Here is a 12,210-nt window from a genome sequence, read left to right as displayed (position 1 = left end):
TCGGCGCCGCCGGCACGCAGACCGTCATGCTGGTGCCGCGCCCGGCGGCGCTGTCGACCTGGACGCTGCCGCCCATGGCGGTGGCCAGCTGGCGCACCAGGTACAGGCCCAGCCCGGTGCCGCCGAAGCGCCGCGCCACGCTGCTGTCGGCCTGGGTAAACGGCGTAAACAGCGCCGCCACCTGCTCGGCGCTCATGCCGATGCCGCTGTCGCGCACCCGGCAGCACAGCAGCTGCCCGTCCGTCTGGTACCAGACGCTGACCTCGACCGCGCCATGCGCGGTGAACTTGATCGCGTTCGACACCAGGTTCATCAGGATCTGGCGCCAGCGCATCGGGTCGCCCAGCACTGCCGCCGGACAGTCGCCGTCGACGCTGGCCCGGTAGCCGATGCCGCGCTGCACGGCGCTGCCGCGCAGCAGCGCGCTGACCGCCTCCAGCGCCTCGGCCGGCGCGAACGGCACGCTCTCCAGCACCAGCTTGCCCGACTCGACCTTGGACATGTCGAGGATATCGTTGATCAGCGACAGCAGGTGCTGGCTGTTGCGTACGATGATGCGGCCCAGCTCGGCGGTTTCCGAGCGGTCCGCGTCGGCCAGCTGTTCGCCGAAGCCGATCACCGCCGTCAGCGGGGTGCGGATCTCGTGGCTCATCATGGCCAGGAAGGCCGACTTGGCGCGGTTGGCCGCATCGGCCTCGGCCTTGAGGGCGCGCTGCTCGCGCACCGCGCCGTCGCGCTTGCGCATGGCGCGCAGCACGATCAGGCAGGCCGCCAGCACCGCCAGGCTGCACACCGCGCCGACACCGATCAGCTGCAGCGCGAACTGGCGCCACTGCGCCAGGAACACCGCCTCCGGCACGCTGACGTTGATGATCAGTGGGTAGTTGGCGATCAGCCGCGCCGCCCCCATGCGGGTGACGGCGCGACCGTCCCCGCCCAGCCGCGGGGTCGACACCACGGCGGTGCCGGCCGCCTGCCGCTGGCGCTCGATGATGGCGTAGCTGCTGCCGTTGCGGTTGACCTGGCCCATCAGCTGGTCCTGGTGCGGCCAGTGCGCCAGCACCGTGAAGTCGCGCCGGTACAGGGTCACGGCGGAGCCTTCGCTGAGCTTGATCTTGCCGTAGAAATCGCTGAGCTGGCGGCACGCCACGCCGACCAGCACCACCCCCATGAAGCTGCCGTCGGGCGCGCTGATGCGGCGCGACAGGTAAAACGTCCACGCGCCATTGCCCTTGTTGCGCACCGGGGCGCTGATGTACAGGCCGAGGTCGGGCCGGGCGCGCTGGGCCTGGAAATAGTCGCGGTCGGCCAGGTTGATCGGCGGCGCCGGATAGCTGCGGGTGAAGTTGAGCACCGCACCGTCGGCCGCCACCAGCGTAGCCACTTCGATCTGCGGCAACACCCGGCGATGGTCCTGCAGGCGTTCGAACTCGGCCGCGCCGCCGAGCCGCGCGCGCAGCGTCGCCTGGTCGCGCGCGCCGAGCAGGCGGACCCGCTCCAGCATGCCCTCAAGCAGCAGGTCGGCCGCGCTCATCTCGTGCGCGGTCTGCTCGGCCAGCAGCAGCGCGGTGCCGTCCAGCTGGCCGCGCCACTCGGCCACCTCGCTGTCGCGCGCTTGGTAAATCGCCAGCGCCAGCGCCGACGTGATGGTCAGCAGCAAGGCGGCGCCGGTGGCCAGGATCAGCGTGCGGGAGCGATGGGAATCGGGCATGGTGCGGTCCAGTAATTGCCGCAACGATAGCACTGCTCTCAGGAAAGTTGGTGGTTTTTTCGGCATGGGCGCGATTTGTGGCGACGCCACGGCGAGCGGCTAGCCGTGGCGCAGGTCGAGCAGTTGCTGGCGCGCCTGCAACTGCTTGAGTTCGGCGATCGGGATGGCGAACGCCTCGTGCACGCGCAGCAACACCTCGGCCGTCAGCGCCGCGCGGCGGTGGCGGATCTTGCTGATGCTCGACGGCGCCAGCTGCAGCAGGCGGCTCAGTTCGGCGTCATTCTTGAGCTGCTGGCGGGCGATCACGCTATCTAGCAGGCAATGAGTAAAGCCGGCGTCGGCGCGGCCGGGTGCGACGGCGCGGCTCATGCCACGCTCGCCGCGCCGGCCTGCGGCAGCACCACGGACTGCTGGATCGCCAGCAACTCCGGCAACTCGGCCAGCAGCGCGTCTACGCACAGGGGGTCGAAATGGCGGCCCTTTTCCGCCCGCAGGTAGTCAAGCGCGCGCGCCAGCGGCCAGGCCGGCTTGTAGGGGCGCGCCGTGGTCAGCGCGTCAAACACGTCGGCCACCGCGACGATGCGGCCGAACAGCGGGATCGCCACCCCGGCCAGGCCGTGCGGATAGCCGCCGCCGTCGTAACGCTCGTGGTGGCTGATGGCGATCACGGCGCCGGCCTGCAGCAGCGGTGATTCGCTGCCGGCCAGGATGTCGGCGCCGATCTGCGGATGGCGCTGGATCACGGCGCGCTCGTCCGGATCCAGCGCGCCCTGCTTGAGCAAAATGGCGTCCGGGATGCCGACCTTGCCGATGTCGTGCATCGGCGCCGCCTCGGCCAGCAGGTCGCACTCGGCCACGCTCAGCCCGAGCCCGGCCGCGATCACCCGCGCATAGGCCGCCATCCGCTGCAAGTGGCTGCCGGTGTCGCTGTCGCGGAACTCGGCGGCGCGCGACAGCCGGTGGATCGCCTCGTGCTCGCGCGCCACCACCGCCGCAGTGGCCTTGCTGACCGCCTCGGCCAGGCTGTCGGCGCGCGCCGCCAGCTGCCGCTGGGCGCGGCGCAGCGCCAGCAGATTGCCGATCCGCACATTGAACTCGATGCTGTTGACCGGCTTGGTCAGAAAATCGTTGGCGCTCAGGCGCAGCGCCTCGTGGCGCACCTTCAGCTCGGTATCGGCGGTCACCATCACCACCGGTACCTCGCGCTTGCCCGGCAGCAGGCGGAAGCGGCGCAGGAACTCCAGCCCGTCCATGCCGGGCATCATGTAGTCGACCACCACCAGGTCCGGGGTGCGGTAGGCGCACCAGGCCAGCGCCTCGGCGGCAGTGCCCATCGGCAGCGGGTCGGCGTCGTCCAGCATGCTGAGCATGTGGCAAAACAAATCCAGGTTCATCTGGTTGTCATCTACGACCAGGACTTTCATGGCGGCTCCTCCAGGATTAACCCTATGCGCCCCGCCGGTTCGGCGGCATAATGCACGGGCATGCGTTTCGTCAGTAAAACGGATTATGCATCATTTTTTATGATAATCGGTATATTTGGTATATTTAATTGTTGTTGTAGTTTATTGGTGACGCCAACCTATGAAGAATGCCGCAAGCGAAGAAGTCTGCACCACCCAGCGCGCCGCCGAGCTGCTGGGCATTTCCGTCTCCACCGTGCAACAGTTGGTCGAGGCCGGCGAGATCGCCGCCTGGAAGACCAAGGGCGGCCACCGCCGCATTCCGCTGGCGGCAGTGCTGGCCTACAAGCTGCACCCGGGCCAGGAGCCGGCGCCGCCGCGCGCCGCCGCGCCGGGCACGGTGGCGGTGCTGATCGTCGAGGACAATCCGATGCAGCGCCAGTTGTACCAGAAGCACATCGACGGCTGGCAGCTGCCGGTGGCGCTGCAGTTCTGCGAGAACGGCTACCAGGCGCTACTTGAGGTGGCGCGGCGCCAGCCCGACATCCTGCTGGCCGACATCGTCATGGACGGCATGGACGGCTATGAGCTGATCAACACCATCCTGGAGGACCGCCAGCTGCGGCCGATGCACATCGCCATCCTGTCCGGCCTCGATCAGCAGGCGCTGCAGGCGCGCGGCGGCCTGCCGCGCGGCGTGGTGTTCTTCCAGAAACCGGTCAATTACGACGAATTGCGCGGCTACCTGCGCGCCTGTTGCGCGCAGCTGGCGCGCGACACGCCTTAAATTCAATGAATTAAATGAATTTGACAAATACCGAAAAGCCGGGCAAGCTGTGACGCAGGCTCAGCGGTGCGCCGGCCAATCCGGACGGTGACCCAGCCAGGGAGCAACACCATGTGGAAGGCGCTACACAAGCATTGCGACACCCGCTGGGCGCCAGTCCTGTTTGCGCTGCTGGTGCTGGGCGGCATCTGGGGCGTGACCTTGTGGCAGCTGGACAACGACCGGCGCCAGAGCGCCGAAGTGGCCGCCCGCGAGAGCCGCGACCTGGCGCGCCTGTTCAGCGAACACGCGGCGCGCACCGTGCTGGCGGCCGACCAGGCCGCGCTGTTCCTGCGCCAGCTGTACCTGCAACAGGGCGCCCGGCTCGATGTCAGCGACGCCCTCAGGACCAGCCTCGGCGCCGGCACGCTGTACAACCTGTTCAGCATCGTCGACGCCAACGGCGCGGTGGTGCTGTCGAGCCAGCCCTTCGCGCCCACCAACCTGAGCGACCGCCCGCACTTCCAGGTGCACCGTGCCGCCGGCCCGGACCGGCTGTACGTCAGCGTGCCGGTGCAGGGGCGGGTCTCCGGCAAGTGGTCGCTGCAGATCTCGCGCCGCATTACGCTGGCCGATGGCAGCTTTGGCGGGGTGGTGGTGGTGTCGCTGGATCCCCGCTATTTCACCGAGCTGTACGGCACGGTCGAGGTCGGCCGCCAGGGCTCGGTGGCGCTGGTTGGCGACGACGGCGTGGTGCGCGCGCGCCGGGTCGGCCACAGCGACAGCCTGGGCCAGGATATCCGGCGCAGCGCGGTGTTCGCGGCGCTGCGCGACGGCGCCGGCGGCGGCGTCTACGCCGGCCCGATCGACGGCCGCTGGCGCTTTTACGCGTGGGCCGCGCTGCCCGGCCTGCCGCTGCATGCGCTGGTGGGACTGGACCAGCAGGAGCGCATGGCCGGCTTTGCCGCGCGCGAGCGGCTGACGCTGACGCTGGCCGCGCTGGCCAGCGCCGTGGTGCTGGCCGTCAGCATCCTGCTGCAGCGGCTGATGCGGCGGCTGATCGTCAGCCGCGAGGCGGCCTGCGCCGCCAACCTGGCCAAATCGCGCTTCCTGTCGAATATGTCGCACCAGTTGCGCACCCCGCTCAACGGCGTGCTGGGCTACGCCGAGCTGCTGCAGGCGGAATTCGCCGGCAGCCGCCAGGGCGACTTCGCCAGCCGCATCCATGCGAGCGGCATGCAATTGCTGGGGCTGGTGGAGGCGGTGCTGGAGCTGAGCGGACTGGAATCCGAACAGACCGCGCTGGACCTGCGCCAGGAGCCGCTGGCCGAGCTGCTGCAGCGCGCGCTGGCCGGCGCGCGTCACGCGGCCGAGGCCAAGGGACTGGCCTTGATGCTGCACGCGGACGCCGGCCTGCCGCCGCATTATGTCTGCGATGCCGCCAAGCTGTTGCGGGTACTCGACATCCTGTTGCGCAATGCGGTCGAGGCCACCACGGCCGGCCAGGTGCAGTTGCGCCTGGCCAGCGCGCCGGGGCGGCTGATCTTCCGCGTCGCCGACAGCGGCCCCGGCGTCCCGGCGGCGCTGCGCCGCCGGCTGTTTGAGCAGTTCACCATGGCAGACGACAGCGCCAGCCGGCTACGCGACGGCGCCGGCCTAGGGCTGGCGATCGCGGCCCGGCTGACCCAGCTGATGGGCGGCAGCATTGTGTTGGAAGACAGCGGCGGCGGCGCGGTGTTTGCCGTCAGCCTGCCCTATCTGCGCCTGCAGCATGCGGCCGGCGCGATCACCCTGAGCGAGGAGGCATGACCATGAACGCAGTGAGCTACCAGGCCACCGATCCGACCGTGCTGATGCGGCTGGCCGGCGACCGCGCCACCTTCCGCGCCCTGGCGCACACCTTCATCGAGCACGCGCCGGTGCTGTTCCGCCGATTGGTGGACGCGCTGCAGCGCTGCGACTACCCGGCCATCGGCCAGCAGAGCCACGCCCTCAAGGGCATGACCACGCTGGTCGGCGCCGACCGCCTGACGGCGCTGCTGCAGGCGCTGGAACTGGCGGCGCGGGCGCAGCGGGGCGCCGACGCCAACGACCTGGGCCGGCAATTCATGCAGGTGCTGGCCGAGGTCAACGCCTGTGTCGATGATGACAGCATCGCCGCCTGATGGGGCGCCGGCCCGGCGCGTGCTGCTGGTCGACGACACCGACATGAACCGCCACCTGGCGCGCATCCTGCTGCAGCGCCTCGGCTGGGAAGTGCACGAAGCGCACGACGGCGCCGCCGCGCTGGCGGCGCTGGAACAGCGACGGTACACGCTGGTGCTGATGGACTGCATGATGCCGCACATGGACGGCTACGAGGCGACCCGGCGCTGGCGCGCTTTCGAGGCCGCGCACGGCCGCAGCCGCACGCCGGTGGTGGCGCTGACCGCCAGCGCCGTCGACGGCGAGCGCGCACGCTGCCTGGCCGCCGGCGCCGACGATTACCTGAGCAAACCCTACACGGCCGCCGAACTGGGCGCCATGCTGCGGCGCTGGGGCGCGGGCGCCGCACCGTCGTTTCTCCCGCAAACTTAGACGCGGCCCTGGCGCTGCCGGCGGCCCGTTCCCGGCGTCCGTTTGATCGGCAACAAAGTCGCTGCCTGTGCCGCGCCTAGCATGGAACCCCGGCCTGCCTTCCGGCTGTCCACCAACCGCCAGGGGAAACTCATGCAAGCACTCGACCGCACCCACCGGCAGTTTATTCTGCATCTGCTCGGCGCAGCGCAAGACCTGACGCTGGCCACCATCCGCCCCGATGGCTTTCCGCAAGCGACCGTGGTCAGCTACGTGCACGACGGCCTGACCCTCTACGCCGGCATCGGCCTCAACAGCCAGAAGGCGCACAACATCCGCCAGAACGACAAGGTGTCGGCCACCATCACGCCGCCTTACGCCGACTGGCGGCACATCCGCGGGCTGTCGCTGGCCGGCACCGCGGCCGTGGTCGGCGACGCCGACGAGAACGCCCATGCCGCCGACCTGATGCTGTTCCGCTTCCCGCAACTGCGCCAGCTGACCCAGAGCGGCACCATCCCCTGGCAGGGCGGCGTGTTCCTGCGCGTCACGCCCGCCGTCATTTCGGTGCTCGACTACGAACAGGGCTTCGGGCATACCGAACTCTACGCAGTGGCTGCGGCGCCGTGAGCAGCGCCGCGCCGCCTGCGCTGCAGGCCAAACGCGGCCTGATCCTCGGGGTCGCCAACCAGCACAGCATCGCCAGCGGCTGCGCCAAGGTCGCCGCCGCGCACGGCGCGCGGCTGGTGCTCAGTTGCGTCGACGCCGCCCTGCCCTACGCCGGCCCGGTGGCGGCCGCCGTCGGCGCGCCGCTGCTGAGCTGCGACGTCGAGCACGCCGGCGCGCTGGAGACGCTGGTGCGCAGCGCCGCCACCCAGCTGGGCGGCCTCGATTTCGCCATCCACTCGATCGCGTGGGCGCCGGCGGCCGACCTGCATGGCCGCGTGACCGACAGCAGCAGCGCCGGGTTCCTGCGGGCGATGCACATCTCCTGCCACTCGTTTGCCGAGCTGGCCCGGCAGTGCGAGCCGCATCTCAGCGTGCGCGGCGGCAGCCTGATCACCATGAGTTACCTGGGCGCCGAGCAGGCCGTGCCGCACTACGGCATCATGGGGCCGGCCAAGGCGGCGCTGGAATCGCTGGTGCGCTACCTGGCGCAGGAACTGGGGCCGCGCGGCATCCGGGTGCACGCGATCTCGCCGGGACCGGTGCCCACCCGCGCCGCCTCCGGCCTCGAGCAGTTTGACGCGCTGATGCAGCAGGCGCGCGCGCGGGCGCCGCTGCGGCGCCTGGTCACGCTCGATGAAATCGGCCAGCTGGCCAGCTTTCTCGCCGGCGACGGCGCCAGCGGCATGAGCGGCCAGACCATCTACGTCGACGGCGGCTACCATGCGGTCGCCTAGCGCCGCGCGCGGCACCAAGGCGCGCGCCATCGTCAAGCCCCGCGCGCCTGATGCGCATCAACACCGTCCCGCGTGCCGGGCCGACGATAAAGCCCATGACCCACCAGCGAGGGAACGGCACCATGTCCAGCACCAGCGCGCCCGCCGGCGCCAGCGGCACGCCGGCCCGCATTCTCGTGGTCGAGCATGACCATGCGGCGGCCGCCGCCATGTGCGCGCAACTGGTATCGCTCGGCTACAGCATCTGCGCGCAGGTCGACAGCGGCGAGGCCGCCATTGGCGCCGCCCTGGCCCAGCGCCCGGACCTGGTGGTGATCAATGCGGTGCTGCCCGGCGCGGTCAGCGGCGTGGCCGCCGCCGAAGCCATCAGCCGCCAGCTGGGCGCGCCGTTGCTGTTTCTCAGCGCCTACAGCGATCCCGACACGGTGCGCCAGGCGATCAACGCCCAGCCCTACGGCTACCTGACCAAACCGTTCGACATCCGCGAACTGTATGCGCAGATCGAGGTGGCGCTGGCCAAGGGGCGCGCCGACCACCAGGTGCGCGAGGCGCTGCAATGGTACGCGGCGACGCTGCGCGGCGTCGGCGACAGCGTGATCGTGACCGATGACGCGGCGCGGGTGCGCTACCTGAACCCGGCAGCGGAAGCCCTGCTGGGCTGGCAGCTGAGCGCGGCCCTGGGCCAGGAAGCCGACGCAGTGATCCAGCTGCGCGACGCCGGCGGCGACCGCGTGCCGTCGCCGTTCCAGCGGCTGTTGCATGGCGGCGGCGGCGCCCTGCCGGACGACCTGCGGCTGCAGCTGCCGTCCGGCGAAACCTGCCTGGTGGAGGATTCGGCGGCGCCGATCTACGGGCTGCAGGGCAAGCTGCTGGGCACCGTGCTGGTGCTGCGCGACATCCGCCAGCGCGCGGCCGCCGAGCAACGGCTGCGCCGCAGCGAGGAGCGCTTCCGCAACGCCTTTGACCTGGCGCCGGGCGGGATGGCGCTGGCGGCCGCCGACGGCCGCTTCATTCAGGTCAACGCGGCGCTGTGCCGGTTGCTGCGCCGCGCGCCGCCGCAGTTGCTGGGACGCCGGCTGGACGACTTTGCCGCCGGCGAGGCGCACACGGCGGCCCAGTTGGCGGCGCTGGACGGCGCCAACAGCGTACAGTTCGAACAGTGCCTGCACGCCGGGCGCGGCCACGTGTGGGCGCTGGTCAGCGTGTCGGCGCTGCGCCCCGACGACGGCGGCGGCCAGCTGTACCAGCTGCAGGACATCACCCAGCGCAAGCAGGCCGAGCGCAAGCTGGCGCGGCTGGCGCACTTCGACGCCCTGACCGGCCTGCCCAACCGCCTGGCCATCAGCGAGGAGGCCGAGCGGCTGATCGCGCGGGCGCGGCGCGGCGCGCGGCGGCTGGCGGTGGTGTTTCTTGACCTCGACTATTTCAAGCACATCAACGACAGCCTCGGCCACGAAACCGGCGACCGCCTGCTGCGCGTGATCGGCAAGCGGCTGCGCCAGGCGGTGCGCGAGTCGGACATGGTGGGCCGGCTCGGCGGCGACGAGTTTGTCGTGCTGCTGCCGGAAATCGACGACCTGGCCGACATCCCCAAGGTGGCCGCGAAAATGCAGGCCGCCTGCCTGAAGCCGGTGCACATGCGCGGCCACGAACTGCGGGTCGGCATCAGCCTCGGCGCCAGCCTGTACCCGGACGACGCCGCCGACGTGCGTAGCCTGCTGCGCTACGCCGACAGCGCGATGTACCAGGCCAAGACCGAAGGCCGCGGCAACTTCCAGTTCTACCGCCACGACATGACGCGCGGCATCGAGCAGCGCCTGCGGCTGGGCGCCAGCCTGCGCCAGGCGCTGGACCGCGACGAGTTCGAGCTGTACTACCAGCCGATCGTCACGCTCGAGGCGATGCGGCCGCGCGCGGCCGAGGCGCTGCTGCGCTGGCATCATCCGCAGCTGGGCTTGCTGGGCCCGGACCAGTTCCTGCCGCTGGCCGAGGAGATCGGCCTGGCGACGCCACTGGGCCACTGGGTGTTTGGCGCGGCCTGCCGCGCCGCCGCCGGCTGGCGCGCGCCCGATGGCGCGCCGCTGCAACTGGCGATCAATATTTCTCCGTCACAGCTCCGCGAACGGGCGCTGGTCGACGTCATCACCCAGGCGTTGCACGCGGCCGGGCTGCCGCCACAGCAGCTGTGCCTGGAGATCACCGAACACCTGATGCTGGACGACACGGCGCGGAACCGCGACGTGCTGGCGGCGCTCAAGGGGCTGGGCGTCAAGGTGTCGATCGACGACTTCGGCACCGGCTACTCGTCGCTGAGCTACCTGGGCCGGCTGCGCGTCGACGAGATGAAGATCGACCGCTCCCTGACCGAGCACGTGTGCGCCGACAGCGAGCACGCGGCCATCGTGCGCGCGGCCGTGGCCATGGCGCACAGCCTGCAGCTGGGCGTGGTCAGCGAAGGGGTGGAGAACGCGCAGCAGCATGCGCTGCTGCGCGCCATCGGCTGCGATTACGCCCAGGGCTACTGGTACCTGCCGCCCAGCCCGGACGCCGCGTTCCAGGCCTGGCTGGCCGGGGTCAGCGCCACACCAGCACCGGCAGGTGACAATGGGCCAGCACCTTCTGCGTGACGCTGCCCAGCAGCACCGCCTGCAGGCCGCTGCGCCCATGCGAGGCCATCGCCACCAGGTCGCACTGGCGCTGGCGCGCGGTGTCGATGATGGCCTGATACGGCTCCGCGTGCTCCAGGGTGACGGTCTCGTACACCACCTGCTGCGCGCGCGCCTCGGCCGCCACCGTCTCCAGCCGCGCGCGCGCCCGCGCCAGGCTGTGGGCGGCATAGCTGTCGGGGGTGTCGGCCAGCACCTCGGCGCTGGTGCTGAGCAGGTGGAACGGCGCCGTCACGTGCAGTACTGTCAGGCGCGCGCCGGCGTCACGCGCGAACGCCACGCACGGGCCGGTGGCGGCGATGGACGGCGCCTCGCCGTCGATGGGAAACAAGATATGGCGGAACATGGCGGCCTCCTAGCGCACCGGCACCAGCGCCGGCGGCGGCCCGGCCTTCGGCAGCACCAGCTCCAGCACGCCGTGCCGGTATTCGGCGCGCGCGCTGGCGGCATCGATCTGCTGCGGCAACCGCAGCACGCGCAGGCGGCGGCCGGCGTAGCGCTCGCGCCGCAGCTGGCTGTCGCCGAGGTGCTGCGCCTGCGCGATGCGGGCGGCGGCCACGATGCGCACGCGGTTGCCGTCGAGCGCGACCTCGATGTCGCCCTTGTCGGCGCCGGGTAACCACGCCAGCACGGTGTAGGCCTGCGCGTCCTCGCGCAGCTCGATGCGGATCGGCTGACCAAGCTGGCGCAGCGCGTGTTCAAAGCGCCGCCGCTGCCACGCTTCGCGCAGCCGGCGCAGCGGATGCAGCGGGGCCAGCGCGCGGCGCGGCGGGCGGTCCGGTAACAGCGGATGCATGGCGGCTCCCGGCGCGTTCACTGGATGGTCAGCCGGGTGCCGCCGGTGCCGGCTTTCTTGGGCAGCGTCAGGTGCAGCACGCCGTCCTCGTAGCGCGCCGCCGCCTGGCTGTCGTCGACCTCCTGCGGCAGCGTGAAGCTGCGCTGCCATTGGCCGGTATGGCGCTCGCGCCACAGCATGCCGCCCTGTTCGCCTTGCCCGCCCTGTTCGGCCTGGGCGCTGAGCGACACCTGGCGGCCGTCCACGGCGACCTTGATGTCCTCTTTTTTCAGGCCCGGCATGTCGGCGCGGATCTGGTACGCCTGCTCGGTTTCCTGGATATCCATGCGGATGCCGGCCGCCAGCTCGGTCGACGGCCAGAACGGCTCCATGCCGGTGTCGCGCAACAGCTCCTCGAGCGCACGCAACGGTTCAAACAGCCCCAGCGGGGAGGACGGGGTGTAGCGGGTCAAGTTACTCGTGGCCATCATGGGCTCCTTTTCGTGGCGGGTAAAAACCCCACTTTAGCCGGCGTGGCCTCACTTTTCTCTACGCTGCATCAAACGCGCGCGCGGAACCAAATCGGCCGCCTTGACCAGCTCAAACCACAGCACCGCGGCGCCCGCCGTCAGCAAGCACAGCAGCAATGTCGCGCCGTCCAGCGGCGCGAAGCCGAACAGCGCGCTTAGCGGCGCCGTGCCCAGCACCAGCGCCAGCAGCGCCAGCACCGCCATGCCGCCCCAGCGGAAAGCGCGGTTGCGCGACCGGCCGCGGCGCCAGCCGGCGCGGCCCCAACTGCGGTTGACCAGGATCAGGCCGAGGTTGGCCAGCACCAGCGTCAGGAAGGTGGCGGTGCGGGCCGCATCGGCGTGCTCGCGCAGCCCCCCGTGCAGCGCGGCGAGCAGGGCCAGCAGGCCGCCGCCCTGCGCC

14 protein-coding genes are annotated in these 12,210 nt (G+C 70.9%); 7 read left to right on the top strand and 7 right to left on the bottom strand.

What is annotated here, in order from left to right:
* The 3 genes from GTP55_RS28620 to GTP55_RS28610 all read right to left on the bottom strand — a co-directional run.
* The coding region (locus GTP55_RS28620; RefSeq protein WP_161048169.1) for a sensor histidine kinase at window positions 1-1,711 on the bottom strand (1,711 nt) is incomplete at its 3' end.
* A gap of 99 nt (window positions 1,712-1,810) precedes the next feature.
* Window positions 1,811-2,080: a helix-turn-helix domain-containing protein gene (locus tag GTP55_RS28615; protein ID WP_161048168.1), complete on the bottom strand. Its 270-nt coding sequence runs from the start codon at window positions 2,078-2,080 to the stop codon at window positions 1,811-1,813.
* A complete protein-coding gene (locus tag GTP55_RS28610) occupies window positions 2,077-3,135 on the bottom strand; it encodes an HD domain-containing phosphohydrolase (RefSeq protein WP_161048167.1) in 1,059 nt (352 codons plus the stop codon). The genes GTP55_RS28615 and GTP55_RS28610 overlap by 4 nt, the downstream gene beginning before the upstream one ends.
* A gap of 160 nt (window positions 3,136-3,295) precedes the next feature.
* On the opposite strand from GTP55_RS28610, the gene GTP55_RS28605 reads away from it, so the two are divergent.
* The 7 genes from GTP55_RS28605 (at window position 3,296) to GTP55_RS28575 (ending at window position 10,466) form a co-directional block, all read left to right on the top strand.
* Entirely contained in the window at window positions 3,296-3,901 is a 606-nt protein-coding gene (locus GTP55_RS28605; protein WP_161048166.1) for a response regulator, read from the top strand.
* A gap of 111 nt (window positions 3,902-4,012) precedes the next feature.
* Window positions 4,013-5,689 (top strand): sensor histidine kinase, encoded by a 1,677-nt coding sequence (locus tag GTP55_RS28600; protein WP_161048165.1) that lies wholly within the window; start codon window positions 4,013-4,015, stop codon window positions 5,687-5,689.
* A 2-nt stretch (window positions 5,690-5,691) separates the two neighbouring features.
* Window positions 5,692-6,045 (top strand): Hpt domain-containing protein, encoded by a 354-nt coding sequence (locus tag GTP55_RS28595; protein ID WP_161048164.1) that lies wholly within the window; start codon window positions 5,692-5,694, stop codon window positions 6,043-6,045.
* Window positions 6,023-6,457, top strand: a complete 435-nt coding sequence (locus GTP55_RS28590; RefSeq protein ID WP_161048163.1) for a response regulator — start codon at window positions 6,023-6,025, stop codon at window positions 6,455-6,457. Before GTP55_RS28595 ends, GTP55_RS28590 begins: the two co-directional genes overlap by 23 nt.
* A 132-nt stretch (window positions 6,458-6,589) precedes the next feature.
* Window positions 6,590-7,066, top strand: coding sequence for a pyridoxamine 5'-phosphate oxidase family protein (locus tag GTP55_RS28585; RefSeq protein WP_161048162.1), 477 nt, complete (start codon window positions 6,590-6,592; stop codon window positions 7,064-7,066).
* Window positions 7,063-7,839 (top strand): enoyl-ACP reductase FabI, encoded by a 777-nt coding sequence (gene fabI, locus GTP55_RS28580; RefSeq protein ID WP_161048161.1) that lies wholly within the window; start codon window positions 7,063-7,065, stop codon window positions 7,837-7,839. Before GTP55_RS28585 ends, fabI begins: the two co-directional genes overlap by 4 nt.
* Before the next feature lie 95 nt (window positions 7,840-7,934).
* Complete coding sequence (locus GTP55_RS28575) at window positions 7,935-10,466, top strand: GGDEF/EAL domain-containing response regulator (RefSeq protein ID WP_161048160.1); 2,532 nt, start codon at window positions 7,935-7,937, stop codon at window positions 10,464-10,466.
* On the opposite strand, the gene GTP55_RS28570 is transcribed toward GTP55_RS28575, so the two are convergent.
* The 4 genes from GTP55_RS28570 to GTP55_RS28555 form a co-directional block, all read right to left on the bottom strand.
* The gene (locus GTP55_RS28570; protein ID WP_161048159.1) at window positions 10,414-10,851 is read right to left on the bottom strand and encodes a universal stress protein; all 438 of its coding nucleotides are present in this window, start codon (window positions 10,849-10,851) and stop codon (window positions 10,414-10,416) included. The two genes, GTP55_RS28575 and GTP55_RS28570, sit on opposite strands and share 53 nt — an antisense overlap.
* A gap of 9 nt (window positions 10,852-10,860) precedes the next feature.
* The gene (locus GTP55_RS28565; RefSeq protein WP_161048158.1) at window positions 10,861-11,301 is read right to left on the bottom strand and encodes an Hsp20/alpha crystallin family protein; all 441 of its coding nucleotides are present in this window, start codon (window positions 11,299-11,301) and stop codon (window positions 10,861-10,863) included.
* 17 nt (window positions 11,302-11,318) lie between these two features.
* The gene (locus tag GTP55_RS28560; RefSeq protein WP_229258208.1) at window positions 11,319-11,771 is read right to left on the bottom strand and encodes an Hsp20/alpha crystallin family protein; all 453 of its coding nucleotides are present in this window, start codon (window positions 11,769-11,771) and stop codon (window positions 11,319-11,321) included.
* Between the two features lie 48 nt (window positions 11,772-11,819).
* Window positions 11,820-12,210, bottom strand: a 391-nt coding sequence (locus GTP55_RS28555) for a cation transporting ATPase C-terminal domain-containing protein (RefSeq protein WP_202423906.1), incomplete at its 5' end; no start/stop codon positions are given.

The sequence above is a fragment of the Duganella margarita genome (assembly GCF_009857535.1).
In the GTDB taxonomy this organism is placed as follows: Bacteria; Pseudomonadota; Gammaproteobacteria; order Burkholderiales; family Burkholderiaceae_D; genus Rugamonas; species Rugamonas margarita.
Note: the sequence above shows the minus strand (reverse complement) of the source record. Positions and strands in the feature narration are given on the sequence as shown.